26 protein-coding genes are annotated in these 26,977 nt (G+C 75.8%); 17 read left to right on the forward strand and 9 right to left on the reverse strand.

The features are described 5' to 3' along the window. The 8 genes from C8D89_RS24925 to C8D89_RS24955 all read left to right on the forward strand — a co-directional run. Positions 1-924: DUF222 domain-containing protein (locus C8D89_RS24925; RefSeq protein WP_133252063.1), on the forward strand; the 924-nt coding region annotated here is incomplete at its 5' end. 119 nt (positions 925-1,043) lie between these two features. Further along, positions 1,044-1,523 (forward strand): hypothetical protein, encoded by a 480-nt coding sequence (locus C8D89_RS24930; protein ID WP_116710843.1) that lies wholly within the window; start codon positions 1,044-1,046, stop codon positions 1,521-1,523. A gap of 153 nt (positions 1,524-1,676) precedes the next feature. After that, positions 1,677-1,874, forward strand: a complete 198-nt coding sequence (locus C8D89_RS28855; RefSeq protein WP_133252064.1) for a bacteriophage holin — start codon at positions 1,677-1,679, stop codon at positions 1,872-1,874. 30 nt (positions 1,875-1,904) lie between these two features. Further along, the gene (gene tatA / locus C8D89_RS24935; protein WP_116710844.1) at positions 1,905-2,192 is read left to right on the forward strand and encodes a Sec-independent protein translocase subunit TatA; all 288 of its coding nucleotides are present in this window, start codon (positions 1,905-1,907) and stop codon (positions 2,190-2,192) included. 115 nt (positions 2,193-2,307) lie between these two features. After that, positions 2,308-3,255, forward strand: coding sequence for a twin-arginine translocase subunit TatC (gene tatC, locus C8D89_RS24940; RefSeq protein ID WP_116710845.1), 948 nt, complete (start codon positions 2,308-2,310; stop codon positions 3,253-3,255). Between the two features lie 78 nt (positions 3,256-3,333). Then, entirely contained in the window at positions 3,334-6,198 is a 2,865-nt protein-coding gene (locus C8D89_RS24945) for a DEAD/DEAH box helicase (RefSeq protein WP_116710846.1), read from the forward strand. 2 nt (positions 6,199-6,200) lie between these two features. Further along, positions 6,201-6,809 carry a DUF4333 domain-containing protein gene (locus tag C8D89_RS28860; RefSeq protein WP_133252065.1) on the forward strand — a complete coding sequence of 203 codons (609 nt, stop codon included), beginning with the start codon at positions 6,201-6,203 and terminating at the stop codon, positions 6,807-6,809. Continuing rightward, positions 6,809-7,210 carry an MmcQ/YjbR family DNA-binding protein gene (locus C8D89_RS24955; protein ID WP_116710848.1) on the forward strand — a complete coding sequence of 134 codons (402 nt, stop codon included), beginning with the start codon at positions 6,809-6,811 and terminating at the stop codon, positions 7,208-7,210. Before C8D89_RS28860 ends, C8D89_RS24955 begins: the two co-directional genes overlap by 1 nt. On the opposite strand, the gene C8D89_RS24960 is transcribed toward C8D89_RS24955, so the two are convergent. Continuing rightward, complete coding sequence (locus C8D89_RS24960; RefSeq protein WP_243418362.1) at positions 7,211-8,182, reverse strand: 5'-3' exonuclease; 972 nt, start codon at positions 8,180-8,182, stop codon at positions 7,211-7,213. Between the two features lie 138 nt (positions 8,183-8,320). Here C8D89_RS24960 and C8D89_RS24965 point away from each other — a divergent pair, with 138 nt between their 5' ends. Continuing rightward, entirely contained in the window at positions 8,321-9,691 is a 1,371-nt protein-coding gene (locus C8D89_RS24965; protein ID WP_116710849.1) for an FAD-dependent oxidoreductase, read from the forward strand. On the opposite strand, the gene C8D89_RS24970 is transcribed toward C8D89_RS24965, so the two are convergent. Then, positions 9,586-11,529 carry a DUF2339 domain-containing protein gene (locus C8D89_RS24970; RefSeq protein WP_116710850.1) on the reverse strand — a complete coding sequence of 648 codons (1,944 nt, stop codon included), beginning with the start codon at positions 11,527-11,529 and terminating at the stop codon, positions 9,586-9,588. The two genes, C8D89_RS24965 and C8D89_RS24970, sit on opposite strands and share 106 nt — an antisense overlap. Before the next feature lie 132 nt (positions 11,530-11,661). Between C8D89_RS24970 and C8D89_RS24975 the strand changes: the two genes are divergently transcribed. Genes C8D89_RS24975 through C8D89_RS24985 form a run of 3 tightly spaced genes read left to right on the forward strand, consistent with a single transcriptional unit; the run spans position 11,662 to position 15,124 of the window. Next, positions 11,662-12,777 (forward strand): M24 family metallopeptidase, encoded by a 1,116-nt coding sequence (locus tag C8D89_RS24975; protein ID WP_116710851.1) that lies wholly within the window; start codon positions 11,662-11,664, stop codon positions 12,775-12,777. Then, positions 12,771-14,354: an apolipoprotein N-acyltransferase gene (gene lnt, locus C8D89_RS24980; RefSeq protein WP_243418363.1), complete on the forward strand. Its 1,584-nt coding sequence runs from the start codon at positions 12,771-12,773 to the stop codon at positions 14,352-14,354. The genes C8D89_RS24975 and lnt overlap by 7 nt, the downstream gene beginning before the upstream one ends. Beyond that, positions 14,351-15,124, forward strand: a complete 774-nt coding sequence (locus C8D89_RS24985) for a polyprenol monophosphomannose synthase (protein WP_116710852.1) — start codon at positions 14,351-14,353, stop codon at positions 15,122-15,124. The genes lnt and C8D89_RS24985 overlap by 4 nt, the downstream gene beginning before the upstream one ends. Before the next feature lie 108 nt (positions 15,125-15,232). Here the strand turns inward: C8D89_RS24985 and C8D89_RS24990 are convergent, their stop codons facing one another. Both C8D89_RS24990 and C8D89_RS24995 read right to left on the reverse strand, forming a co-directional pair. Continuing rightward, the gene (locus C8D89_RS24990) at positions 15,233-15,577 is read right to left on the reverse strand and encodes an RNA polymerase-binding protein RbpA (RefSeq protein WP_116710853.1); all 345 of its coding nucleotides are present in this window, start codon (positions 15,575-15,577) and stop codon (positions 15,233-15,235) included. Positions 15,578-15,789: 212 nt separating this feature from the next. Further along, a complete protein-coding gene (locus C8D89_RS24995; protein WP_116710854.1) occupies positions 15,790-16,605 on the reverse strand; it encodes a glycerophosphodiester phosphodiesterase family protein in 816 nt (271 codons plus the stop codon). 165 nt (positions 16,606-16,770) lie between these two features. On the opposite strand from C8D89_RS24995, the gene C8D89_RS25000 reads away from it, so the two are divergent. After that, on the forward strand, positions 16,771-17,607 hold the full coding sequence (locus tag C8D89_RS25000; RefSeq protein WP_116710855.1) for a hypothetical protein: 837 nt from the start codon (positions 16,771-16,773) through the stop codon (positions 17,605-17,607). 5 nt (positions 17,608-17,612) lie between these two features. Here the strand turns inward: C8D89_RS25000 and ligD are convergent, their stop codons facing one another. Genes ligD through C8D89_RS25015 form a run of 3 tightly spaced genes read right to left on the reverse strand, consistent with a single transcriptional unit; the run spans position 17,613 to position 20,541 of the window. Next, positions 17,613-19,031: a non-homologous end-joining DNA ligase gene (ligD, locus tag C8D89_RS29545; protein ID WP_116710856.1), complete on the reverse strand. Its 1,419-nt coding sequence runs from the start codon at positions 19,029-19,031 to the stop codon at positions 17,613-17,615. 10 nt (positions 19,032-19,041) lie between these two features. Then, complete coding sequence (locus tag C8D89_RS25010) at positions 19,042-20,109, reverse strand: extracellular catalytic domain type 1 short-chain-length polyhydroxyalkanoate depolymerase (RefSeq protein WP_207787411.1); 1,068 nt, start codon at positions 20,107-20,109, stop codon at positions 19,042-19,044. Between the two features lie 15 nt (positions 20,110-20,124). Beyond that, positions 20,125-20,541, reverse strand: coding sequence for a CopG family transcriptional regulator (locus tag C8D89_RS25015; protein ID WP_243418364.1), 417 nt, complete (start codon positions 20,539-20,541; stop codon positions 20,125-20,127). Positions 20,542-20,607: 66 nt separating this feature from the next. On the opposite strand from C8D89_RS25015, the gene C8D89_RS25020 reads away from it, so the two are divergent. The 4 genes from C8D89_RS25020 to C8D89_RS25040 all read left to right on the forward strand — a co-directional run bounded on the left by C8D89_RS25020 (position 20,608) and on the right by C8D89_RS25040 (position 25,322). After that, positions 20,608-22,068 carry a thioredoxin family protein gene (locus C8D89_RS25020; protein ID WP_116710910.1) on the forward strand — a complete coding sequence of 487 codons (1,461 nt, stop codon included), beginning with the start codon at positions 20,608-20,610 and terminating at the stop codon, positions 22,066-22,068. A 1-nt stretch (position 22,069) separates the two neighbouring features. Then, positions 22,070-22,600, forward strand: coding sequence for a UGSC family (seleno)protein (locus C8D89_RS30885; protein ID WP_279323405.1), 531 nt, complete (start codon positions 22,070-22,072; stop codon positions 22,598-22,600). A 95-nt stretch (positions 22,601-22,695) separates the two neighbouring features. Next, a complete protein-coding gene (locus C8D89_RS25035) occupies positions 22,696-24,072 on the forward strand; it encodes an FAD-binding oxidoreductase (protein WP_116710860.1) in 1,377 nt (458 codons plus the stop codon). A gap of 11 nt (positions 24,073-24,083) precedes the next feature. Next, on the forward strand, positions 24,084-25,322 hold the full coding sequence (locus C8D89_RS25040) for an SAM-dependent methyltransferase (protein ID WP_116710861.1): 1,239 nt from the start codon (positions 24,084-24,086) through the stop codon (positions 25,320-25,322). On the opposite strand, the gene C8D89_RS25045 is transcribed toward C8D89_RS25040, so the two are convergent. After that, the gene (locus C8D89_RS25045) at positions 25,270-25,953 is read right to left on the reverse strand and encodes a sigma-70 family RNA polymerase sigma factor (RefSeq protein ID WP_116710862.1); all 684 of its coding nucleotides are present in this window, start codon (positions 25,951-25,953) and stop codon (positions 25,270-25,272) included. The two genes, C8D89_RS25040 and C8D89_RS25045, sit on opposite strands and share 53 nt — an antisense overlap. Before the next feature lie 352 nt (positions 25,954-26,305). After that, on the reverse strand, positions 26,306-26,977 hold the full coding sequence (locus C8D89_RS25050) for a TetR/AcrR family transcriptional regulator (protein ID WP_116710863.1): 672 nt from the start codon (positions 26,975-26,977) through the stop codon (positions 26,306-26,308).

A 26,977-nucleotide genomic window follows, 5' to 3' on the forward strand; every position in this document is an offset into this window, starting at 1 on the left:
TTGGAGGCGGGGCGGGTGTCGTTGTCGCATGTGCGGGTGGTGATCGAGCAGACCGAGCAGTGCTCGCCGGGCTCGGCGCGGGAGGTGGATGCGGCGTTGTGGTCGCGGCCGGGGCGGGAGCGTACGCCGGCGCAGTTGCGGGAGACGGTGCGTCGGCTGGTGGCGCGGGTGGATCCGGAGGCGGTGCGGCGGCGTGTGGAGCGGGCGCGGCGGTCCCGGGAGTTCCGGTACTGGTCGGAGGACGACGGGGCGATCGGGGTGATCCAGATGCGGATGCCCGCCGATCAGGCCCGTGGGGTGGTCGCGGTGGTGGATGCGCTGGCCCGGGGTGCGGGGGACGCCCCGGGCGGGGAGCGGCGCAGCCTGGCCCAGAGGCGGGTCGACACCGCCCGGGACCTGATCCTCGACGGCGCCACCACCGGCCAGGACGGGGCCTGCTGCTGCGCACCCCAGGGCCACGACGGCCACGACGGCCACGACGTGTCGGTGACCGGCGGCGGGAGCGCCCGGGACGACCTCGGCGAGGACGCGACACCCGCCGACACCACCGGAGAACACGCCACCGAGGACGCCGCTGGTGAGGACGCCGCCACCGAGGACGCCGCTGGTGAGGACGCCGGCGGTGAGGACGCCGGCGGTGAGGACGCCGGCGGTGAGGACGCCGGCGGTGAGGACGCCGGCGGTGAGGACGCCGGCGGTGAGGACGCCGGCGGTGAGGACGCCGTGGCGTCGGGTCGTGACGCGTTGCGTGGGGTGCGGGTGGGGGTGGGGTCGCCGGTGCGGGCGGATGTGCGGATCACGATCGGGTGGATGTGCTGGCGGGGCTCTCGCAGCGTCCGGCGGAGTTGGAGGGCCATGGTCCGGTCCCGGCGTTGCTGGCCCGGCGGCTGGCCGCTGACCCGGACGCCACCTGGCGGCGGTTGATCACGGATCCGGTCAGCGGGGTCGCCACCCAGCTGGAGAGTCACCGTTACCGGCCGCCGGTGGCGTTGCAGGAGTTGGTGCGCTCGCGGGATCTGACGTGCGTGGCGCCGGGGTGTCGTGTGCCCGCGGCGCGCTGCGACCTCGACCATGTCGTGCCCCTACGACCACGGTCACCCCGACCGCCGCGGCGGGCCGGGCGCACCCGCAAGGACAACCTCAAGCCCGGCTGCCGGCGCCACCACCGGATCAAGACCCTCACCGGCTGGACCTGTCACCCCGCCCCCGCCCCCGACCCCGACGGCGACCCGAACGGCGGCGACAGCCAGGTAGTGGTGTGGACCTCCCCGTCCGGGCACCGCTGGTGGGTCCCCGCACCCCGACTCGAGCCCCCACCCTGGGAACGCCACCTCGACCTCGACCCCGAGGCGGCCGACGCCCAGCTCGCCGAGCTGCGCGACACCGCCGACCGCGAACCCACCGACCAGCACGTCGACCGGCAGAACGACCACCACGACACCGACGACCTCGGCGACCTCGACTGGCGCCGCGACGGCACACCCTGGGGGCGCCGACCCCGCGCCGAGGGACCAGCCGCGTGAGAGCCTCGCTCGTCCACGCCCACCTCACGGCCGGGGCGGCCGTGAGCGCCCGCTGCCGGGGCCGGGCACCCACTGCCATGGCCGGGCGTCGCACCACCGCCCCGCGCACGGGCGTTCACCGCCCGGTCACCCCGGCGGGCTAGGGTCCGGGGCGTGCCGTACCTCTGGAGCGTCGTGGCCGTAGTGGCCGCCCTGGTCGGGCTGGGGCTCACGGTCGCGGCGCTGCTGGGCCCCGTGCGCCGGTTCAGCACCGTCGCGGGGGTCGCGCGCCAGCAGATCGGTGACGAGGTCGGCATGCTGAAGGCCCGGGTGGCCGCGCTGCGGGTCCGGCTCGCGCAGCGTCGCGCGTAGCATCGAGCACACCGTGGAAGGAGCCACACCGTGAGCGAATGGGTCATCATCGCGATCGTCGGCGTGGTGCTGTTGTTCAGCGCCAAGAAGCTGCCTGACATGGCGCGGGGGCTGGGCCAGTCCATGCGCATCTTCAAGGCCGAGACCCGCGGGCTCCGCGAGGACGAGCAGAGCTCGAAGGGCGGTCAGGCGTCGGGCGAGCCGCAGGCACCGGGACGCCAGATCGACGGGGGCTCCGCGGTGAACGGCCAGCAGCCCCACCAGGACGGCCAGCAGGACACCGCCCAGCCCACGCGGCCGGGCCCCACCGCGTCCTGATCCGCCGGTGACGTCGGGGAGCGCGCAGCCGACCGGAGCCGTCCCGTCCCGCACCCGGTGGTGGCGCGGTCTGCGCCGACCGGGGGCGCGTCGTCGCGCCAACCCCGACGGCACGATGACGCTCGTCGAGCACGTCTACGAGCTGCGTCGGCGCCTCGCGATCGCGCTGCTCGCCGTCGCTCTGGGCACGGCGCTCGGGTTCTTCTGGTACACCGCCTACCCGTTCGGGCTGCCGTCGCTGGGCCAGATCCTGACCGAGCCCTACTGCGCCCTTCCCCCTCAGAACCGGGTACAGCTCGGCGGCGGTGACGAGTGCCGCCTGGTCGCCTTCGGTGTGTTCGAGCAGTTCACCCTGCGCCTCAAGGTCGCGGCGACCGCGGGTGTCCTGTTGTCGAGCCCGGTCTGGTTCGCCCAGCTGTGGGGCTTCATCACGCCGGGGCTGTACACGAAGGAGAAGCGCTTCGCGTACACCTTCGTGTCCCTCGCGGTCGTGCTCTTCACCGCCGGCGCGGTCCTCGCCTACTTCGTCGTGACCCAGGCCCTGCAGTTCCTGTTCACCATCGGTGGTGACATCCAGACAACCGTCCTGCGCGGCTCGGACTACTTCAGCCTGCTGCTGGCCCTGCTCGTGATCTTCGGGGTGAGCTTCGAGCTGCCCCTGCTGATCATCATGCTCAACCGGGTCGGGGTCGTGTCGTACGACCAGCTCAAGCGGTGGCGCCGCGGGCTCATCTTCGGGCTGTTCGTCTTCGCCGCGGTGGCCACGCCCGGCCAGGACCCGATCTCGATGCTCGCGCTCGGTGTCTCCCTGGTGCTGCTGCTCGAGCTCGCCATCCAGGTCGCGCGCGTCCACGACAAGCGCGTGGCCCGGCGGCGCCTGGAGGAAGGCTGGAGCCAGAACACGGACTGGAGGGGCCTCGACCCCGACCGGCCGTCGCCGCTCGACGACCGGCTCGGCGCCCCGACCCCGGCCGCGGGCCCCGCACCGCGCATCGAGCCGGTGCGCCCACCGGCCGCCGATCGGGCGAGCGACACCTCGTCCGACCGGTGGGACGCCACCTGACCCTTACCGAGGAGTGGTGTGACGTCCGCCGGGGGGTCTCGGGGGCGGACCCCCCGAGTCTTGTGACACTGTGGTGGGGTGGCCACTCGCTCTCCCGCCGAGGCCTACGAGCAGGCTCGCACCCGTGCCGCACATCCCCAGCTCGGCCGGTTCGCCGCGGGGCTGTCCTTCGAGCTCGACGACTTCCAGCGCCGGTCCTGCCTCGCCCTCGAGGAGGGCCACGGCGTGCTGGTCTGCGCGCCCACGGGCGCGGGGAAGACGGTGGTCGGTGAGTTCGCGGTGCACCTGGCGCTGGCCCGGGGCCAGAAGTGCTTCTACACGACCCCGATCAAGGCGCTGTCGAACCAGAAGTACGCCGACCTCGTCGAGCGCCACGGTGCCGACGCCGTCGGCCTGCTGACTGGCGACGCGGCGATCAACGGCTCGGCGCCCGTGGTGGTCATGACCACCGAGGTGCTGCGCAACATGCTCTACGCCGAGTCGGGGGCGCTCGAGGGCCTCGCGTACGTCGTGATGGACGAGGTGCACTACCTCGCCGACCGCTTCCGCGGCGCCGTGTGGGAGGAGGTCATCCTCCACCTGCCCGAGCACGTCCAGCTCGCCTCCCTGTCGGCGACGGTGAGCAACGCCGAGGAGTTCGGCGACTGGCTCGTGACCGTCCGCGGCGACACCACCGTCGTCGTCGACGAGACCCGGCCCGTGCCGTTGTGGCAGCACATGGTGGTCGGGCACCGCATGTTCGACCTCTTCGCCGAGGAGCGCCGGGGCGGGTCGACGGCGCTGAAGGTCGACCCCACGCTGGTGCGGGCCGTCGCCGAGGTCGACCGCGGTCCGGCCGTGCACGGCGGCCGTGCACGCGGCGGACCCCGCTCCGGCCCGCCCGGACGCAACGGCCGGGGGTATGACCGGCGCGGGGGGCCGGGACGGTCCGGCCCACCGGGACGCTCCGGGTTCCGGCCGCCCTCGCGGGTCGACGTCATCGAGCGGCTCGACGCCGCCGGGCTCCTGCCGGCGATCACGTTCATCTTCAGCCGGGCCGGGTGCGACGCGGCCGTGACGCAGTGCGTGCGCTCCGGCCTACGTCTGACCGGGCCCGACGACGTGACGGCGATCCGCGAGGTCGTCGAGCGGCGCACCTCGGGGCTGCCCGACGCCGACCTCGAGGTCCTGGGCTTCTGGGAGTGGCGCGAGGGCCTGGAGCGCGGGGTCGCGGCCCACCACGCCGGACTGCTGCCCGCGTTCAAGGAGACCGTCGAGGAGCTGTTCGTCCGCGGGCTCGTGCGGGCCGTGTTCGCGACCGAGACCCTGGCGCTGGGCATCAACATGCCCGCGCGCACCGTCGTGCTCGAGAAGCTCGTCAAGTACAACGGCGAGGCCCACGTCGAGCTGACCCCGGGGGAGTACACGCAGCTCACCGGGCGGGCGGGGCGCCGCGGCATCGACGTCGAGGGCCACGCGGTGGTCATCTGGTCGCCGGGCGTCGACCCCGAGCAGGTCGCCGGCCTCGCCTCGACGCGCACCTACCCGCTGCGCTCGTCGTTCCGGCCCGGCTACAACATGGCCGTCAACCTCGTCGATCGGCTCGGGGTGGAGGATGCGCGGGAGCTGCTGGAGCAGTCGTTCGCGCAGTTCCAGGCCGACCGCAGCGTCGTCGGGCTGGCGAAGCGCCTCGAACGCAACCGCGAGGCCCTCTCCGGGTACGCCGAGGCCGCCGGGGGGCGTCAGGGCTCGGACTCCGGCAGCGAGACCGACTTCCGCGCGTTCGCGGAGTACATGGACCTGCGCCGGCGGGTCTCCGAGCGCGAGAAGATGCTCTCGCGCCAGGGCCGCTCGGCGCAGAAGGCCGAGGCCGCCGCGTCGCTGGAGGCCCTGCGGCCCGGCGACGTCATCGCCGTGCACGGCGGCAAGCGGGCGGGACTGGCCGTCGTGCTCGACCCGGGCGTCGACCGCAGCCCGCGCGGGATGGAACCGCGTCCGCTCGTGCTCACCGAGGACCGGTGGGCGGGACGGCTGTCGCTGTCCGACTTCCCCGAGCCCGTCGCCGCGCTGGGGCAGATGAAGCTGCCGCGCAAGCTCGACCACCGCGTCCCGCGCCTGCGCCGCGACCTGGCCAACGCGCTGCGCGAGACGGGCATCGAGCCGCCGCTGCGCACGGGGTCGAGCCGGCGGCGCCGGGGGTCGGAGAACGAGGACGCCGAGCTCGCGTCGCTGCGGCGCGCGCTGCGGGCCCACCCCTGCCACGGGCTCGCCGACCGCGACGACCGAGCCCGCTGGTACGAGCGCTACCAGCGCCTCGAGCGCGAGACCGAGCAGCTCCAGCAGCGGGTGCGCTCGACGACGCACTCGCTGGCGCGCACGTTCGACCGCATCCGCGGGCTGCTGGGGGAGCGGGGCTACCTCGACGACGCGCCCGACGCCCAGCAGGACGTCACCGAGCACGGGCGGAGGCTCTCCCGGCTGTGGGGTGAGTCCGACCTGCTCGTGGCCGAGTGCCTGCGCCACGGCGTCTGGCGCGGGCTGGGCCCGGCCGAGATCGCCGCGGTCGCCTCGTCGCTGGTCTACGACAGCCGCCGCGACGACGGCGGCGTGCCGAGGGTGCCCGACGACGCGGCGACGGCGGTCGAGCAGACCGTGGCGCTGTGGCAGGACCTCGTCGCCGACGAGCGTCGCCACGACCTCGACCGCACCCGCGAGCCCGACCTGGGCTTCGCCTGGCCGGTGCACCGCTGGGTGCGCGGCGACACGCTCGCCGTCGTCCTCGACGGCGCCCGCGCGCACGGCCTCGAGCTGTCCGCGGGAGACTTCGTGCGCTGGTGCCGGCAGGTCGTCGACCTGCTCGACCAGATCCGCGCCGTCGCCGGCACCGGCGACACCGTGGGCCGCGCCGCCGCCGACGCCGTCCGCATGATCCGGCGCGGGGTCGTCGCCGTCGGGGAGGCCTAGTCGTGACCGGGCGGGGCCAACCCAGCGTCGGACCCGGCTCGCCCTGGGCGCCGCCGGGGTACGGCGGCCCGCCGCCGGCGTACGGCCGGCCCGGGTACGGGACGCCGCCCGGGTACGGGACGCCGCCCGGGTACGGCGCCACGCCGCCGGGCCACGGTCCTGCGCCGGGCCACGGTCCTGCGCCGGGGTGGGGTCAGCCGGGGCACGGCCAGCCCGGCTACGGCCAGCCCGGCTACGGCCGGCCCCACGGCCACCCCGGCTGGGCCCCGCCGCCGCGACCTCCGCGCAGGTCCCCGTGGAAGGTGCTCGGCCTGGTGGCCGGGATCCTCGCGGTGATCGCCGCGGTCGTCGTGCTCCTGCTGGCGTTCGTCGTCGGCCCCCGCTTCGCCCGGGTCGACGTGCTGGACCCGGATGCCGTGGCCCAGGGCGTCACACGGGTGGTCACCGAGGACTGGCGGCGCCAGATCACCGACGTCACCTGCCCGGCCGACCAGGAGGCCCGCGCGGGCGTGCGGTTCGCGTGCGGGGCCACGGTGGACGGGCGCCCCGCGCAGGTGCCGGTGGCGGTGGTGGACGCGAACGGCACCTACTCGGTGGGCCAGCCGCGCTGATGGCCACGCTCGACGACGTCCGCCGGCTCGCGCTGGCCCTGCCGCGCACCGACGAGAAGGTGTCGTGGGGGTCGGCGTGCTGGGTGGTGTCGGGGAAGGGCTTCGTCTGGGAGCGCCCGCTGCGCCGCGCCGACGAGGCCGCGCTCACCGCGGCGGGGATCCCGCTGCCCGAGGGCGACGTCCTCGGTGTGCGGGTGGCGGACGAGGGCGTCAAGCAGGCGCTCGTCACCGACGACCCGGATGTCTACTTCACGACGCCGCACTTCGACGGCTACCCCGCGGTGCTCGTGCGCCTCGAGCGGATCGCGCTCGACGAGCTGCGCGAACTCGTGGAGGACGCCTGGGTGCAGCGCGCCCCGAAGACCGTCGCCCGCGCCTGGCTGGCCGAGCAGGGCCGCTGACTACTCGCCCTTCAGCGCCGTCACCAGGCGGTCGACCGAGCCGGTGAGGTTCCACCGCTCGGCCAGAGCAGCCAGCCGGTCGGGGTCGACGGGCTCGTGGGGCAGGGCGCGGCGCTCGCCGGTCCAGTCGACGGGGGCGTCCGGGGCGACGCGGACCACCTCGGGCGCGGCGACCAGGTACTCGCCCGCACGGGCCAGCTTGGCCCGCACGGCCGAGGACATGCGGCTGTCCGAGCGATCCAGGACCGCCTGGATCATCTCGTCCCACGAGCCGAACTTCGACACCACCTGCGCCGCGGTCTTCTCGCCGATGCCCGCCACACCCGGCAGGCCGTCGGACGGGTCGCCGCGCAGCATCGCCATCTCCGCGTAGCCCTCGCCGGCTCGCGCGACCGGGACGCCGTAGCGGGCGGCGACGTCCTCGGGGCCGTAGAGCTCGTACTTGGACACGCCGCGGGCGATGTAGACGACCCGCACCGACGCCGGCTCGTCGCGCACCAGCTGCAGCAGGTCGCGGTCGCCGCTGACGACCTCGATCGCGTCGGTGCGCTCGGTGGCGCACAGGGTGCCGATGACGTCGTCGGCCTCGTACCCCTCGGCGCCCGCGGTGGGGATGCCGACGGCGTCGAGCACGTCGAGGATGATCTCCACCTGGGGGCCCAGCTCGGGCGGCGCGGCCTCGGCGTCGGGCGCGCCCCCGACCGGCGAGGAGGGGTCGCCGGCCGTGGGATCCACCCGGTGGGCCTTGTAGGACGGCAGGGCGCGCACACGGAACGCGGGTCGCCAGTCGCGGTCGAGGCACGCCACGACGGCACCGGGACGACGCTCGCGGACCAGGCGGGCGACCATGTCGCAGAACCCGCGCGCCGCGTTGACCGGTGTCCCGTCCTCGGCGGTCAGCGTGGCCGGCACCCCGTAGAAGGCGCGGAACCAGAGGCTGGCCGAGTCGAGCAGCATCACCGGCGCGTCCATGGGCGAGAGCTTCCCACTCCACCCCGACACCGGGGACGCCGGACGCTGCGGACACGACCGGGCGCCGAGGGTGACGGTCCTTGACGGCCCGTCGGGCCGGGCGTCCCCTGGGGCGGAGCAGCGGGCCGGGAGGTCGCCATGGACACCCTCGACGCGGTCGTGGTCGGCGCGGGACCCACGGGGCTGGTCAGCGCCGTCGGCCTGGCCCGGCGCGGCCACCGCGTCCGGCTCGTCGACGACGACCCCGGTCCGGAGCACGACGGTCGGTGGGCCCGCCGGGGCGTGATGCAGTTCCACCACCCGCACGCGTTCCGTCCCCAGGCCGTCGACGTCCTGCGCGCCGAGGTGCCGGAGGCGCTCGACACCCTGCTCACCCTCGGGGCGCAGCCGATGGTCCCGGGGCCGCCCGGGGGGACCGCGTCGGGTGACCTGCCGCCGGGCACGGGACTGCGCTGCCGGCGGATGGTCGTCGAGCGGGAGCTGCGCCGGGTCGCCGAGCGCGAGCCGGGCGTGACCCTCGTGCGGGGACGTGCCGCCGCCGTCCTGGCCGAGCGTGGCCGCGCCGTCGGGGTGCGGGTGGCGGGCGGGCGCCTCGACGCCGACCTCGTCGTCGCCGCCACCGGGCGCGCCGGGCGCCTCGCCGCCGAGCTCCGGGGCCCCGAGGAGTCCTCCGACTGCGGCATGGCCTACGTCTCGCGGCAGTACCGGCTGCGGCCCGGCGCCGAGCCGGGGCCGGTCAACTCGCCGCTCGGGGCGGTGGAGGCGCACGACGGCTACGTGGTGATCGTGTTCGTGCACGACGCCGGGGTCTTCACCGCTCTCGTCGCGCGCCCCACCGCTGAGCGCCGGCTCACGGCGCTGCGCCACGAGCCGGCGTGGGAGGCGGCGGCCGGCGCGATCCCGCTGCTCGCGACGTGGACCGATCCCGCGCGCGCCGCCCCCCTGACGCCCGTCCTGCCGGGCGGGCGACTGCGCAACACCTGGCGCGGCCAGCTCGACGCCGCGGGGCGCCTGCCGCTGCCCGGCCTGATGTTCCTCGGCGACGGCGTCTGCACCACCAACCCCGTCGCGGGCCGGGGTGTCGCGACGTCGTTGATGCAGGTCGAGCGGTTCCTGGCCCTGCTGGCCGAGCACGGCGACGACCACGCCGCCACGGCGCTCGCGCTCGACGCCTGGTGCACCGCGGCGCTGCGCCCCTGGTTCCTCGACCACGTCGCGGTCGACGACGCCCAGGTCGAGCGGTGGGCCGGGCGGGACGTCGATCCCACCCGGCCGCCGCCCTCCGACCTCGTCGTGTCGGCCACCGCGGTCGACCCGACGCTGATGGAGGTCGTCGGGCCCTACCTGGGCATGGCGGCGCTGCCGTCCTCGCTCGCGGCGGTGCACCCGCGGGTCCAGGAGATCTACGCCTCGGGGTGGCGCCCGCCGTTCGCCGAGGGCCCGACCCGCGAGGAGCTCGTCGAGCTCGTGCTGTCGGCCTCCCCGGAGGCGGTCACGGCCTTCGCGTAGCGCGTGCCCGCGGCCAGCAGCACCAGCCCTGCGCCCAGGAACGCCGCGACGCGGGCGAGGCCGTCGAGGGCGGTGAGGTCGAAGGTCACCAGCTTGATCACCGCGGCGACCACCAGGACGCCGCCGAGGATGCGCGGCAGCGAGGCCTGCAGGCCGCGGGCCAGCAGCACCAGGGCCACGGCCGTCCAGGAGACGGTGACCAGGACGTGGCCGACGAGGAAGGCGCCGCGGGTGGGGGAGACCAGCAGCGATGCGGCGACGACGGCTCCGGTCGCCCCGTAGAGCCCGACGACCCCGAGGGCGCTGACCAGGACCGCGGCTCGGGTGCGGTCGCGCAGCGCGCCGAGGCGGGCGAGCGCGACGAGGCCGACGGCGGCGACGGCGGTGAGCACCAGCGACGTGGCCACGGCGGCGGCGAGCTCGCCGACCGCGCCGGCCGTGGCCGTCCCGCCCGGGGCGGTGACGACGAACGGGCGGGCGGGGAAGTCGGCGACGAGGTCGACCGGCGCGTCCCGGCCCAGCGCGATCGCCCCGCCGACCAGCGCGAGCGCCCCGCCGGCGACCAGCGGGCCGGGACGGCGCGTCACCACGGCCACCAGGCCGAGCAGCGCGGCTTCGGCCAGCAGCGGGAGCGCCACCGGGCCGCCGCCCACAGCGATGACGGTGGCCACCAGCAACGCGGCGGTCCCGGCGGCGCCTGCCACGACGGCGAGGCCACGGTGGCCGGCCGGCGCGGCGGCGCGGTCGAGCACGACGACGGCGAGGAGCAGGGCGACCGCGACGACGCCCGCGACGAGGGCGCCGGCGAGGCGGGGGAGGCCGAGGCAGGTGACCAGGACGGGCAGCACGGGCGCGCCGAGCAGGGCGGCGGGCGTCGCCCGACCGGGGGCGCCGACGACCACGGCCGCCACCGCACCGAGGACCAGCACGGCGAGGACAGCAGCGGCGGTGGCGAGGTCCTCGGCCGGTGCGCCGATCAGCAGCCGGATCGCCGCCCCGAGCGCGCCGACGGTCGCGGCGGCCGCACCCACGGCCGCGACGAGGGGCCAGTCGCGACGCCGGGACACCGGGACGGCGGCGACCTGGGCGCCGGCCAGCAGGGCGACGAGCGTGGGGGTGAACCCGCCGACCACGAGGGGCGCGGCCAGCCCGCTCGCCACGAGGACGCCGACCGCGAGGCCGCGGTGCCGCCAGCGGTCGGCCAGGGCCAGCCCGCCCGCGGTCACGAGCAGGGCGAGCGGCACGGCGACGGCGAGGGGGAGGAAGCCGTAGAGCGAGACGGCGGCGGCCACGGCGAGGAAGAGGGTCGCGACGCCGGTCGCGACGAGCGCGACCGCCGCGGTCGGCGCGGCCTCCCCGCCCGCCCCGCGGCGGACCCGGGCCCCGACGGCCACGAGGACCAGGCCCAGCACGGCGCCGCCGATCACCCGGGCCTCCGGGCCGAACCACCCGCGGTTGGCGGCCAGGACCAGCAGCATGACCACGCCGAGCACGGTCGTCGCCGCGCCGGTCACCGCCAGCAGCCGGGCCGGGGACCACGCCACGCGGGGCCGGCGCTCGGGTCGGGGCGCGGGCGGCGCGGCGGCGGGTGCCGGGCCCGCCCACGGCGGCACGGGTCCGGGCGGCGGCGCCCAGGGGCCGGGCGACGGCCAGGCGCCACGGGGCGGCGCGGGCGGCACCGGCACCGGTGCCGACGGAAGCGACGGCGCCGCGTCGGTGGGGCGTGCGGTGCGCAGGGTCATGAGGGACGCGCGGATACGCTCGATCTCGCGGGTCACGCCCGCGAGGTCGTCACCGAGACGGGCGACGAGCACGTCCTGCGGGAGCGGGGTGGTCATGGTGACGGAGCCTGGCCCAGCACGGACGCCGCGCCCAGGGGACATCTACTCAGACGGTCCCGCGTGGCGGGGGGCGCCGGGACCTGCCCGGGGCGCGCCCGTCCCGGGTGCCGCTGACTTAGGCTCGGACCCATGAGCAGCACCCTCGCCGGCGCCACGGACCAGGTGACGGCCCGGCTCGAGCGGGCCCGGGCCGCCGCGCGACAGGTCGGGGTGGACGCCCTGGTGGTGACGCCGGGACCGGACCTGCAGTACCTCACCGGGGTGGTCAAGCACTCCCACGAACGGCTGTCCGCCCTGCTCGTGCCCACCGACGGTGAGCCCGCGTTCGTCGTCCCGACGCTCGAGCGCCCCGGCCTCGCCGGGACCGCGGTCGAGGCCATGGACGTGCTGCCCTGGACCGACGGGATCGACCCGCACGCGCTCGCCGCCTCACGGCTCGGCGGGGCACGGCGCGTCGCCGTCGCCGCCGACATGCCCGCCCTGCACGTCCTGGGCCTGCGCGACGCCCTGCCCGCGGCCCACCTCGAGCTGGCGACGCCGGTGCTGCGCGAGCTGCGGATGCGCAAGGACGCCACCGAGATCGACGCCCTGCGTCGCGCCGGCGCGGCCATCGACGCGGTGCACGCCCAGGTGCCGGGCTGGCTGATCCCCGGGCGGACCGAGGCCGAGATCGGCGCCGACATCACCGCGGCCATCGTCGAGGCCGGCCACACCGAGGCCGCGTTCGTCATCGTCGGCTCCGGGCCGAACGGGGCGAGCCCGCACCACGAGGTGTCCGACCGCGTCATCCAGGCCGGCGACGTCGTCGTCATCGACATCGGTGGTCCGCTGCCCGAGGGCTACCACTCCGACTCGACGCGCACCTACGTCGTCGGCGAGCCCACCGACGAGGTCCGCGAGGTCTACGCCGTGCTCCAGCGGGCCCAGGAGGCCGCGGTCGCGGCGGCGCGCCCGGGCGTCACCGCGGCGAGCGTCGACGAGGCGGCCCGCGCGATCATCCGGGACGCCGGCCACGGCGAGTACTTCGTGCACCGCACGGGCCACGGCATCGGGCTCGAGGTGCACGAGGAGCCCTACATCGTCGACGGCAACGACCTCGTGCTCGAGCCGGGGATGGCCTTCAGCGTCGAGCCCGGCATCTACTTCCCGGGCCGCTGGGGCGCTCGCATCGAGGACATCGTGGTGGTCACCGAGTCCGGCTGCGAGGCCGTCAACCGGCGTCCCCACGACCTGCTCTCGTGCTGATCGCCGACACCGCGTCCGGCGACACCTCCACCGCGCCCGGCCGGCGCCGGCCCTCGCGCGCGACCTGGCTGCGTCTGGCGGGCGCGGCCGTCGCGGGCCTCGCGCTCTACGTCGCGTTCCCGCCGCTGGGGGCCTGGTGGGGGGCGCCGCTGGGCATCGCCCTGCTCGTCGCCGTCGTCGACGGGCGCCGGGCGCGGTCCGCGTTCGCGCTCGGCCTCGTCGCCGGGGTCGCCTACCAGTGGCCGCTGCTGCACTGGACCGGCGAGTACGTCGGCGCGGTGTGGCTCCTGCTGCTCGTGGCCCTGACGGTGCTCCTGGCGGTGCCCGTCGCGTTGTTGCCGCTGGTCACGCGCCTGCCCGGCGCCCCGGTGTGGGTGGCGTGCGTGTGGGTCGCCGGCGAGGCGGTGATCGAGCGGTGGCCGTTCCACGGCTTCCCCTGGGCCAAGCTCGCGTTCGGTCAGCCGGGCGGACCGTGGGCCCCGCTGGCCTCGCTCGGCGGCGCGCCGCTGGTGAGCTTCGCCGTGGTGCTCACCGGCGCCGGGCTGTGGGCGCTCGTCCGGGCGCTGCGGGCCCGGCGGCCGCGGGCGGTCGCCGGTGCGCTCGTCGCCGCGCTGGTCGGGCCGGTGACGGGGCTCGCGACGTGGCCGTCGGTCGCCGCGCCGGTGCCCGGCCCGTCGATCACGGTGGCCGCGGTGCAGGGCGACGTCCCCCGGGCGGGCCTGGACTTCAACGCCCAGCGCCGCGCGGTGCTCGACAACCACGTGACGCAGAGCCGCCGGCTCGTGCAGGACGTGCGGGCCGGGCGCGTCCCGCCGCCCGACCTCGTGATCTGGCCGGAGAACGCCTCGGACATCGACCCGCTGCGCAACGCCGACGCGGGCGCGGAGATCCAGGCGGTGACCGACGAGCTCGGCGTGCCTGTCGTCGTCGGCGCCGTGCTGTCCGGGAGCCGCGCCGCGGACGGCACCCTGGTGCAGGGGCCGCGCAACGCGGCGGTGGTCTGGCTGCCCGGGACCGGGCCGGACGCGACGTACGTGAAGCGCCACATCCTCCCGTTCGGCGAGTACATCCCGCTGCGCCCGGTCGCCCGCCAGGTGTCGCCGCTGGTCGACCGCGTCACCGACTTCGAGCCGGGCACCGGCACGGGCGTCCTGCCCGCGGGGCCCGCTCGGTTGGGCGTCGTGACCTGCTACGAGGTCGTCTTCGACGACGCCGTCCGCGACGCCGTGCGCGGCGGCGCGGACCTGCTGACCGTGCCCACGAACAACGCCACCTTCGGGTACAGCGACATGACCTACCAGCAGCAGGGGATGTCGCGGCTGCGCGCGATCGAGCACGACCGCGCCGTCGTCATCGCGGCCACCAGCGGCCAGAGCGCGATCGTCGCCCCCGACGGGTCGGTGGTCGCGCGGACCGGTGCGCTGTACACGCCGGGCCTGCTCGTCGAGACCGTGCCGCTGCGCACGACGACGACGCTCGCGACACGGCTCGGGCCCGCGCCGGAGCTCGTGCTGGCGGGGCTCGGGCTCGCGGCCGTGGTGATGGGGCTCGTCCGGCGGCGACGGGGGACGGGGTGAGCGGGCCGGCCCCCGACGGGTCCGACGTCCTCGTGGTGGTCCCCACCTACGACGAGCGTGAGAGCCTGCCCGGGCTCGTGCGGCGCCTGCTGGACACCCTGCCCGGCCTGCGGATCCTCGTCGTCGACGACGGCAGCCCGGACGGCACGGGCGCGCTGGCGGAGACGATGGCGGCGGTCGACCCGCGGGTCGGCGTGCACCACCACGCCCCGCGTGCCGGGCTCGGCGCGGCGTACGTCGACGCGTTCTGCCGGGTGCTCGACGGCGGGCTCGACGCCGACGGAATCGGGTGGATCGTGCAGATGGACGCCGACGGCTCGCACGCCCCCGAGGAGCTGCCCCGCCTGCTCGCGGCCGCGGACGAGGCCGACGTGGTGATCGGCTCGCGGTACGTGCGCGGTGGCGCCACCGAGGGCTGGCCGGCGCACCGGCGGCTGCTCTCGCGGGCGGGCAACGTCTACTCGCGGCGGTTGCTGGGTCTCTCGCTGCACGACGTCACCGGCGGCTTCCGCTGCTTCCGCCGCGCCGCTCTCGCGGAGCTGGGCATGGCGACGGTCGCGTCGCAGGGCTACTGCTTCCAGGTCGACGTCGCGTTCCGTGTGCAGCGGGCCGGGCTACGGGTGCGCGAGGTGCCGATCACCTTCGTCGAGCGGGAGCACGGCGAGTCGAAGATGAGCGGCGCGGTGGTGCGCGAGGCTCTGTGGCGGATCACGTCGTGGGGCGTGCGCGACCAGGTCCGCCGGCGGCGCGCCCGCCCGCGACGCCGGTGAGCGTGTGGCGATACGGACACTCAGTGTCTGCGATGGCCCACCGCTGACATCCCGGGCACACGAAAGGCCGCCCCGGCCGGGCCGGGACGGCCTCCTCGTCGGTCTGGCTCAGGCGCTCTCGGAGCGGCGCTGCTTGAGCAGGCCCAGGCGCTCGTCGAGCAGCTCCTCCAGCTCGGGCACCGAACGCCGCTCGAGCAGCATGTCCCAGTGGGTGCGCGGCGGCTTCGACTTCTTCTGCTCGGGCTCGGTGCCGTCGATGCGCTTGCCCTCGTCGCCGTGCAGACGGCACTCCCAGGTCACGGGCGCCTCGGCGTCGTCCGAGAACGGCACCTCGAAGTCGTGGCCCTTGGGGCAGCGGTAGGCGAAGGAACGGCGGGGGGCGAGGTCGTGGTCGCGATCGGTCTCGTAGCTCACGGCTCCGAGCCGGCTACCACGGAGGACGCGGTCGGCCATGATGGTGTCCTTTCCTCGACTGCGAGTGCACCCGAGGGCACACGGCCGCCGGGCACGGGTGGGTCAACGCCGGACCGTCGGTGTTCGTTCCCGCGGCGCCCGGTGTTCACCCACTCCGTGACCGGACTCACCCGGCCCGGGTCACGGGGTGTGGCTACCCCTGCGGTGCAACGTCCATGCCGGCCTGGTTGTGCCCGTCCGTTCCGGATTCCTCAGCCGGTGCCGTCCGCCGGAGCGGTCCAGGTGCCGCGGCCCACGAGGACGTCGCGCAGCAGGTCGGGGCGGTCGGTCATCAGGCCGTCGACCCCGAGGTCGAGCAGGCGGTGCATCTCCGACGTGCGGTCGACGGTCCACACGTGCACCTCGACGCCCAGCTCACGTGCCGCGGCGAGCATCGCGTCGTCGATGACGGTCAGCGCGCCGAGGCGTACCGGCAGCTGCGCGAGGTCGCCGCGCACCGGCAGCGCGCGCCCCAGCGGGCGGCGCAGCAGCGACGGCGACACCGCCCGGGCGCGCAGGCGCAACGCCGAGCGCGAGGCGATGCCGGTGACGACGCGGTCGCCGAAGCGGGCGCGCACGGCGTCGACGCGCCGCTCGTCCATGCTGGCGACGGCCACGCGCGCGGCGACGTCGTCGCGCTCGAGCAGGCGCAGCATCGGCGCCACCGTGCCCGGAGCCTTGAGGTCGACGTTGAAGCGCGTCGTGGGCAGCGCCTCGAGCACCTCCTCGAGGCGGGGGAGCGGCTCGCGCCCGCGCAGCCGCACCCCCGCGAGGTCGGCCCAGGGCATGCTCCGCAGCACCCCGGGGTGGCCGGCGACCCGGCGCAGGGTGGCGTCGTGGTGGACGACGAGCACGCCGTCGGCCGTGGCGTGGACGTCCGTCTCGAGGTGGGTGTAGCCCTCGTCGACGGCCCGGCGGAAGGCGGCCAGGGAGTTCTCGAGGCCCGCGAGGTCGCCGATGTGCCACCCGCGGTGCGCGAACGCACGGGGCCGCCGTCCGGTGAGGAACGGGTGCGGTTCCCGGGTCACGGGCCCCGAGTGTGCCCGGTCCGCGAGTGAGCCGCGCGGGGCCGTGCGCGTTGCTGCACTGAGCGGTGAGCGATGGCACGTTTCGGGGAACGCAGGACCACCTTGGGGGTCCGCATGCACGTGCCGTAGTCTCCACGATCACACTGGGCTGAGGGGAGCGCAGGGATGTCACAGGGGCGAGGGGGTGAGCCCTCATGGTGGTCGTCGGGCTCGGTTCCCGACGGCCTCCCCGGCTGGGCCCGTCGCGGTCTCGACGAGTCCCCGACCGAGCTCGCGCCCTCGGCGCCCGCACCCGACACGGGACGCCACCGGCGGCGGCGACGCATCGGCGCGGCAGCCGGCGGCGGGCACGGGCTGCGCGGATGGGGTCTCGCCGCGGCCTCGGTCGCGGCGGCGGCGGCCGTCGTCCCGGTCGCGGTGTCGACGATCGCGAACGACGACGACGCCACGGCCCTGCCACGCGTCGGCACCTTCCCCGTCGTCGCGCCCGGCACGCTGCCCGACGGCACGGCCCCCGGCGCCGCGTCGCGCGCCCCCGCCGCTGCGCCCGACGCGAACGTGCTGCCGCCGCTGGAGGACCCGACGGTCGCGATCGCCCCGCCCCCGCGCACCATCACCCTCGCCCCCCGCACCGTTCCGCGGGCGGACGACGACGAGATCTCGACCACCACCCCCCGCCCCACGACCACCACCTCGACCCGCGACGACGACGAGACCGACACGACGCGGGACGGCGACGACGACGAGCGCGGCGGGTCGGGTTCCGGGGGCTCGGGGCGCGGCTCGGGCGGGTCGGGTGGCTCCGGTGACTCCGCGGGCGGGTCCGGTGGCTCGGCCGGGTCCGGTGGCTCGGGCGGGTCCGGTGGCTCGGGCGGGTCCGGTGAGTCGGGCGGGTCCCGTGACTCGGCGTCCGGTCGTGGGTCGGACGAAGGTCTGGTCGGCGGTGTCGTCGGCGGCCTCGGCCGGACGGTCGGCGGCGTCACCGACTCGCTCCTGGGCTGACGGCCTCAGGTCCCCGACGGCCGCTCCGGCAGCTCCGGACGGTCGACCCCCTCGCCGAGGGCCGCGGCGTACAGGTCACCCCGGTCCCCGATGCGGGCCAGCACGTCGGCCGGCGAGAACGTCAGCTCCCGCACGGTGCCGGCCGCGGCCACCTCGTCCCAGGTCAGCGGGGTCGACACCGTCGGCGCGCCGTGCGCGGCCCGCGCGCGCAGCGAGTACGGCGCGACCGTGGTCTTCGACGGGTTGTTCTGGCTCCAGTCGACGAACACCTTGCCCCGCCGGCGCTCCTTGGCCATGACCGCGGTCACCCCCCGCGGGGTCTCGCGGGCGAGGTGCTCGGCGACGGACCTGGCGTAGGCCGAGGTCCGCGCCGGGTCGTCCACCCGGATCGCCGCGCTGACCTGCATGCCCTTGCTGCCGCTGGTCTTGGGGCAGAGCACGAGGCCGTCGGCCGCCACGAGGTCGCGCACGCGCTCGGCGACGCGCGCACAGTCGAGGACGGTGCTGCCCTCGCCCGGGTCGAGGTCGAACACCAGCTCGTCGGGTGGCTGCACGCGGCCCTCGTCGTCGACCCTCCACTGGGGCACGTGCAGCTCGAGCACCGCGAGGTTCGCCAGATACACGAGCGTGGCGAGCTCCTCGACCACCACGAACGTCGCGGTCGCGGACCCACGGCTGCTGCCAGGGGTCGGCACCCTGACCGTCCGCAGCCAGTCCGGGGCCTTGGCGCCCGCGTTCTTCTCGTAGAACGAGGGCGCCGCGATGCCGTCGGGGAACCGGCGCAAGGTGAGGGGCCGACCCGCGAGGTGGGGGAGCAGCGTGTCGGCGACGCGGGCGTAGTAGTCGACGACGGCGGCCTTGGGCACGCCGGGGTAGAGCTCCTTGTCGAGGTTCGACAGCCGCAGTGCCCGCCCGCCGACGTTCACCCGCGGTGCCTGGGCGTCCCTCGGGGCCGGTGGGGTGTCGGTCCTGCGACGCTGGACCAGCCAGTCCTTCGCGTCCTGGTCGTCCCGGTCGGGCCGGAAGAAGACGAACCGGCCCTGGACCCGCTCGCCGTGCAGGGTCACCGCGACCTCGTCGTCGGACCACTTCTCGGTCTCGTAGCGGCCGTGGTCCCAGATGGACATCGACCCGCCGCCGTACTCGCCGGCCGGGATCTCCCCGTGGAAGTCGAGGTAGGACAGCGGGTGGTCCTCGGTGTGCACGGCCAGCCGGGGCGCGCCCGGCTCCTCGGGCAGCCCCCGCGGCACCGCCCACGAGACGAGCACGCCGTCGCGCTCCAGGCGCACGTCGTAGTGCAGCCGCCGCGCGTGGTGCTCCTGCACGACGAAGCGGTTGCCCGAGACGTCCGGGGCCCCCTCCCCGAACGGCTCGGGCGTGCGCGCCGGGTCGCGCTTGGCGCGGTACTCCGACAGGTCGGGCATGGCCCGAGGTCTACCGCACCCGCCCGTCGTCGGTGAAGCCGAAGAACGCGAGCATGGCGGCGCCGGCGTCGGGGCCGCTCGGGTCGGCGTAGGAGGCGCCGGCGCGGCCGCCGGACCAGGCGTGGCCCAGGCCGTGCACCGTCCACGACTCGGCGAGCACCCGCCCGCCGGGCTCCGCCCAGCGCTCGCGGGTCCAGGCGCGCCCGCCCTCGACCCGCCCGGGCGCGCGCTCGTGCGCCACCCCGCCGGCCCCGGTCAGCGCCGAGCGCACGACCGCCTCGCCGTTGCCGACCGCCACGGTGCGGTCGGCGTCGCCGTGCACGACGACCAGCGGGACCGGGCCGGCGCCGGTCACCGTCGCGGGCGGGTTCGACATCGCCGCGAACGCCGAGCCCACGTCGCGCGCGGCCCCGTACGCGAGCCCCGAGTGCACGCCCGCGCCGCAGAACAGGTCGGGGTACGTCGCGGCCATCACCGCCGCCATCGCCCCGCCCGCGGAGAAGCCGGCGACGGCGACCCGGCCCGGGTCGGCCTCGTGGCGGGCGGTGACCTCGCGGGCCACGGCGGCGATCATCGCGGGCTCGCCGGCGTCGCGGCGCTGGTCGCCGGGGCGGAACCAGTTCCAGTAGCCCATCGGGTTCGCCGACCGTGACTGCTCGGGGTAGGCGACGATCACCCCGGCCCGCTCGGCCGCCTCGTCCGTGCCCGTCGAGGCGGCGAACCCGTCGGCGTCCTGGGTGCCGCCGTGCAGCATGAGCAGCAGGGGCGCGCCGTCCCGCACCGTCGTGGGCACGTAGAGCCGGTAGGCCAGGCCGCCGGCCGAGCCGCGGGTGACGGTGCCGGGCGCCCGGTCCGAGCCGCCCGCGGCGCCGTGGGACCCCGGCATGCCCGGCACCCCCGGCATGTCCGGCGCGCCGGTCACCCCGCCCGCGGGACCTCCGGGCAGCCCACCCAGCCGCTCCTGGATCTTCGCCGTGGCCTCCATCAGCCGGCCTTCGCGGACCAGCCGCGTGGCCTCGGACGGTCCTGCCGCTCCTGCGCGCAGCGTCTCGCGCAGCATCCTGCCGGTCCGGAACACGGTGACCTCCTGGGGTCAGACGATGCGCGGGCCGAGTGCGGCCTTGACGGCCCGGCTCGCGCGGAACGCCCCGAGCACCTCGACCGAGGCGATCGTGGCCGTCGCGAGCTCGGGCGGGACGTCGTCGGCGACGGTGGCCAGCCCGAGCACGCGGATGTGCACCTGCTCGCCCCGGTCCCGCAGCGCCTCGAGGTCGTGCCGCGAGAAGTGCTGGGTGCCGAGGACGAGCGTGCGACGTGCGACCGTCTGCTCGATCGCGCGCTCGCTGGTCGCGAGCTGGTTGCGCACGGCGGTGCGGATGAAGTCGGTGCGCGTGGTGAAGAAGCCCTCCTGCACGAGGAGGTCGATCCGGCCGAGGTCGACCGGACCGAGGTTCACGGTGATCTTCTCGGTCCGCTCCGGCTCCGCCACCATCTGCCCTCCCGACGCCATCCACCTGGATGGTGCACAGAAGGTGAGCCGTTCCGCAACCGCAGCGCGTCGGCTACCGTGCAGTCCGTGACCACGACGGCGTCCTCCCCGTCCGCGGCCGCGCAGGACCTCCCGGCCGACGGGCTCGTCGTGGTGGTCAAGCAGGACTGCCCCACGTGCCGGCTGGTCGCCCCGGTGCTGGGCGCCCTGGACGCCGTCGACGCCGTGGTCTACAGCCAGGACGACCCGGCCTTCCCGGACGGCGTCGCGGTGCGCGACGACACCGCCCTGGACGCGAGCACCGCGCTGGGCATCGACGTCGTCCCGACCCTGCTGCACCGCGCGGGCGGCGCGGAGACGGCGCGCGTCGAGGGCTGGGACCGCGACCGGTGGCGGGAGCTCTCGGGCGTCGCCGACCTCGGCGCGGAGCTGCCGGAATGGCGCCCGGGCTGCGGCTCGCGCACCCACGACCCCGCGGTGGCCGACGAGCTGCTCGTGCGCGCCCGCGGGCACCTGCTCGCCGCCCGCCGCGTCGAGCTCGCCGGCCTGGAGGACGAGGCCGAGGCGCTGTACGACCGCGGCTGGACCGACGGCCTGCCCGTCGTCGCGCCGACCCCGCCGCGGGTGCTGCGGATGCTGGCCGGCACCACTCGCGCCCCCGACGAGATCGTCGCCGTGGTGCCGCCCAACCTCGTGCCGGCGACCGTCGAGAAGGTCGCGATCAACGCCGTCCTGGCGGGCTGCCGGCCCGAGTACCTCCCGGTCGTCCTGGCCGCGATGGAGGCGGCGTGCACGCCGGAGTTCAACGCCCACGGCCTGACCGCCACGACGTGGGGCGCCGGCCCGGCGGTGCTGGTCCACGGGCCGATCGCGCGACGGATCGGGGTCAACGCCGGCGGCAATGCGCTCGGGCAGGGCACCCGCGCCAACGCCACGATCGGGCGCGCGCTGCAGCTGGTGATCCGCAACGTCGGCGGCGGGCGGCCCGGCGAGGTCGACCGCGCGACCCTCGGCCAGCCCGGCAAGGTGGGGCTCTGCTTCGCCGAGGACGAGGAGGGCTCGCCCTGGGAGCCCCTGTCGGCCTCGCGGGGCGTGCCGCCCGGGGCGTCGGCGGTCACGGTCTTCGCCGCCGAGGGCCCGCGCGGCGTGGTCGACCAGATCTCACGCAGCCCCGAGTCGCTGGCGCGGTCGCTGGCCCGCGCGCTGCTGGGCGTCGGCCATCCGAAGCTCGCCCCCGGCTTCGACGCGATGCTGGTGCTCGCGCCCGAGCACGTCGCGGTGTTCGCCGAGGCCGGGTGGGACCGGGCGCGGTTCGGCGCCGAGCTCGACGCGCTGCTGCTCCGACCGCCCGAGGAGCTCGCCCGCGGAGCCGACGGCATCGACGAGGGCCTGGCCGGGCCGACGCAGCCGCAGCCGAAGTTCCGTCCCGGCGGGCTGCTGGTGGCCGTCGCCGGCGGGGGAGCGGGCAAGTTCTCCGCCGTGCTCGGCGGCTGGGTCGGCGGCCGCGGCGGCAGCAGCCCCGTCACCCGCGTCATCGAGGAGGCCTGACGTGACCACCGTCCTGGACCCCACCGACGAGTCCCGCCCCGCCGCCCGCACGGTCGGCTCCCGCCCCGAGGACCTCACCGGGCGCACCGTCGGCCTGCTCGACATCGCCAAGCCCCGCGGCGAGGTGTTCCTCGACCGGCTGGCCGCTCTGCTCGCCGAGCGCGGGGTGACGGTGCGCCGCTACGCCAAGCCGACGTTCACGCGGCCGATGCCCGCCGACCTGCGGGCCGAGATCGCGGCCGAGTGCGACGTGGTGATCTCCGCGCTCGCCGATTGAGGCTCGTGCACGTCGTGCAGTGTGCACGACCTCGCCGCCCTCGAGGCCGACGGCGTGACGGCCACCTTCGTCGCGTCCACCGAGTTCGTCGCGGCCACCGACGCCCAGGCCCGCGCGCTCGGCTTCGCCGCGGTGCCCGCCGTCTACGTCGCCCACCCGATCCAGGACCGCACCGACGCCGAGATGGCGGCGCTCGCCGACGAGGCGCTGCCACGGGTCCTGGCGGCCGTCACGAGGGGTTCCTCCGAGAGCTGACCAGCGCCCCGGGTGGCCCAACGCACGGGCGAACGGCGGTGACCGAGACGCACCGCGGGCATACCCTCACGTCACAAGCGGGAGGAGGCCCCCAGATGACCGTCGGCGCCGACGCCGGGCTCGCGCACCGGCAGGCGGTGGACGCGGTGCGCCGCGGGCTCGCCGAGCTGCCGCCCGACGCTCCCGTGCGACTGCGCAAGAGGACGTCGAACCTCTTCCGCTTCCGCGACGGGACGGGCGGCCTGTCCGTCGAGGGCCTCGACCGGGTGCTGGCGGTCGACGCGGACGCCCGCACGGCCGACGTCGCGGGGATGACCACGTACTCCGACCTCGTCGCGGCCACCCTGCCCCACGGGCTGATGCCGCTGGTGGTGCCGCAGCTCAAGACGATCACGCTCGGAGGCGCGGTCGTCGGGCTCGGGATCGAGTCGACGTCGTTCCGCGACGGGCTGCCGCACGAGTCGGTGCTCGAGGCCGACGTCCTCACCGGCACCGGCGACATCCTCTCCACCCGGGACCACCCCGATCTGCTCTCCGGGCTCCCCAACTCCTACGGCACGCTCGGCTACGCGCTGCGCCTGCGCATCGAGCTGGCACCGGTGAAGCCCTTCGTCCGGCTGCGGCACCTGCGCTTCGACACCGCGGAGGAGACCGCGAAGGCCCTGGCCGAGGTCACGGCGACGCGGGAGTGGGCGGGGGAGCGGGTCGACTTCTGCGACGGCGTCGTGTTCTCCGCCGACGAGCACTACGTGACGCTCGGCGAGATGGTCGACACCGCGCCGTACCTCTCCGACTACACCGGCCAGCGGATCTACTACCGGTCGATCCAGGAACTGGCCGAGGTCTCCGGGGTGGGAGTCGACTTCCTGACCATCCACGACTACCTGTGGCGCTGGGACACCGACTGGTTCTGGTGCTCGCGCGCGCTCGGCGTGCAGCACCCGGTGGTGCGGCGGCTGTGGCCGTCGCGCTACCGCCGCTCCGACGTCTACCGTCGGCTGGTCGCGCTCGACCGGCGCCTCGGGCTCTCGCAGGCCCTCGCTCGGCGCGGCGGAGCGGCCGGCGTCGAGCCGATCATCCAGGACGTCGAGGTGCCGGTGGACCGGCTGCCGGAGTTCCTCGCGTTCTTCCACGACGAGATCGGGATCAGCCCGGTGTGGCTGTGCCCGCTGCGCCAGCGCGACCGACGCTCGTGGCCGCTCTACCCGCTCGACCCCGACACCACCTACGTCAACGTCGGGTTCTGGTCGGACGCCGAGCTCGCCCCGGGCCAGGCGCCGGACCACCACAACCGCCGCATCGAGCAGGTGCTGCTCACGATGGACGGACACAAGTCGCTGTACTCCACGGCGAGCTACCCGCGGGAGGAGTTCGACGCGTTGTACGGGGGAGAGGCCTACCGCGAGCTCAAGGCCCGCTACGACCCCGACGGCCGCCTCCCCGACCTCTACACCAAGACCGTGACGGGTTAGGGAGGATCGTCATGCAGGTCGCCGAGATGTTCCGGCCGGTGGTGGGGGACGAGGCCCCCGTCGCCATCCGCGCCTACGACGGCAGCGAGTCCGCCCCCGCGGGCGCGGCGCCCGTCGCCACCGTCGACGTGCGCAGCGAGGTCGCACTGGCCTACCTCGCGGGCTCGCCCAACACCCTCGGGCTCGCCCGCGCCTACGTGTCCGGGCACCTCGACGTCGACGGCGACATCTACGAGGCGCTGACGGCGATGAGCGAGCTGACCATCTCCGACGTGCCGCCGTCGACGCTGCTCAAGGTGGCCGCGCGCCTGGCCCCGGTGCGCCTGCGCCACCGCGTCGCCCCGCCGCCCGAGGAGCACCGCCAGCACGGCCGGCGGCACTCCAAGGAGCGGGACTCGTCGGCGATCGAGCACCACTACGACGTGTCGAACCGCTTCTACGAGATGGTCCTCGGCCCGTCGATGGCCTACACCTGCGCGGTCTACCCCTCGGCGGACGCCACGCTGGAGGACGCGCAGTTCACCAAGCACGCCCTGGTGGCCGAGAAGCTGGCCCTGGAGCCGGGGATGCGCCTGCTCGACGTCGGGTGCGGCTGGGGCCAGATGGCGATGCACGCCGCCGAGCACCACGACGTGCACGCCCTCGGTGTGACCCTCTCGCGCGACCAGGCGACGTGGGCGCAGAAGGAGGTCGCCCGCCGCGGCCTCGGCGACCGCGTGGAGATCCGCCACGGCGACTACCGCGACGTCCCCGAGACCGACTTCGACGCGGTCAGCTCGATCGGGCTCACCGAGCACATCGGGCGGCGCAACATCCCGTCGTACTTCCGCTTCCTCCACGGCAGGCTGCGCCCCGGCGGGCGGCTGCTCAACCACTGCATCACCCGGCCCGACCACCACCACCGCGCCGCGGCCGACCCGTTCATCGACCGCTACGTCTTCCCGGACGGCGAGCTGCTGCCCATCGGCTGGCTGATCTCGCAGATGAACGCGGCGGGCTTCGAGATCCGGCACGAGGAGAACCTGCGCGAGCACTACGCGAGGACGCTCGCGGGCTGGTCGGCCAACCTCGAGGCGAACTGGGACGCCTGCGTGGCCGAGGCGGGCGAGGGCCGGGCGCGGGTGTGGCGGCTCTACATGCCCGCGTGCCAGGTCGGGTTCGACCTGAACAACATCCAGCTCCACCAGGTGCTGGGGGTCAAGCTCGGCCCCGACGCCCGCTCCGGGTTCCCGCTGCGCCCCGCGTACTGACCGCGGGGTCCCAGCGCGAGTCACCGCGCAGCAGCCCGCGCGGCGGCGTGTCGTCGGGTCCCGGTGGCTCGGCGGGATCGCCCAGCACGCCGCGCAGCTTCGCCACGGCGCGGTGCTGCGCGACCCGCACCGCGCCGGGAGTCGACCCCACGGCCAGCGCGGTCTCCTCGGCCGACAGCCCCACCACGACCCGCAGCACCAGGATCTCGCGCTGCTTGGCGGGCAGCTGCGCGAGCAGGGCGCGCATCTCGGCGCTCGCCGAGGACTCCAGGGCGTGCTGCTCGGGGCCCGCGACGTCGGTGAAGCCCTCCGGCACCTCGTCGGTGGGGTCGGAGCGGTCCCGTCCGGCGTGCCGGTGCGCGTCGACGACCTTGTGCGCCGCGATGCCGTAGACGAACGCGAGAAAGGGCTTGCCCTGGTCGGTGTAGCTCGGCAGGGCCTTGAGCACGGCCAGGCAGACCTCCTGGGCCACGTCGTCGGCGGCGACGCCGGCGCGTTCGGTGCCCAACCGGGACCGGCAGTAGCGCACCACGAGGGGACGCAGGATCACGAGCAGCTGGTTGAGCGCGTCCCGGTCGCCCGCCACGACGGCGGCGACGAGCCGGTCGATCTCGTCGGACTCGTCGGTCACGGGCCGCCCCGAGTCCTGCGGCGCCGTCCCCGGCGCGGTCCTCCCCGGCGCTGGGGCGCCCCCGCCCCGTCGCGTCCGCCCACTACCGTCCCCCTGCGCGTGACCGGGGCCGACCTCGTCCGGGCCGGCGCCACCCAGGTCATCCACTGTGCGTGCCCGGGTCGTCACACCACGGAGATACCGATGGGGTGGCGCGACCCGGCCGTGACCCCACCGTGCTCGATCCGTCGTCGCCCGGGAAAGAGGCGCGCGGTCGGCGGCCGGACTGTCCGCTCAGCGGCGCAAACGGTCGTGTGCGATTCAACGACCGACTGCCGTCACCGGTCGGCCCGTGTGGACGAACGGATCTCGTTCACACGGGTGGAGCAGGCGGCTCGCGGCGCTCGACGGGGAGCACGGCGTCACACATGGCCTGCCCGACCCACTGCTCGTACTGCTCGCCCGACCAGCCCCGCGTCACGGTCAGCAGGTGCCACAGCTCGGTGCTGTTGAGGGCCCAGAGCCGGTCACGGGCGACGTCCTGGTCGAGCCCGGGGGAGAGGGCGCCGAGCTCGACCAGGCGCCGCACGACCATCCCGGTGCCGACCAGCCGCTCCTGGTCCGTGGTCGCCCGGAGCTCCACGAGGTCCGGGTCGCCGGCCAGGGCGCCCGCGCCGATCTGCACCGCGAGCGCGCCCATGCGATCGAGCAGCGCGCGCCCCAACCGCGCATAGCCGTGCAGGAACGCCGCGGGCTCCGGCTCGGCGTACAGCGCGCGCACCTCGGGGCGCTCAGCCAGCGGGACGTCGGCGTCGTCGCCCGCGAGCGCGAGGTCGTAACCCTCCTTGAGCAGCGCGGCCTTGGTCCCGAACCCGTTGTAGACCGTCTGGGCGGACACCCCCGCCGCCCTGGCGATCGAGGCCACCGACGTCGTCGCGTACCCGCGCTCCACGAACTGCGCGACGGCCACCCGCGCGATCTGCCGGCGGGTGAGGGCCGCCTGGTGCTCACGGCTCGAGGTGTCGTAGCGGCGCCGTTCGGCCAT

The sequence above is a fragment of the Actinomycetospora cinnamomea genome, assembly GCF_003096675.1.
GTDB classification, from domain to species: Bacteria; Actinomycetota; Actinomycetes; order Mycobacteriales; family Pseudonocardiaceae; genus Actinomycetospora; species Actinomycetospora cinnamomea.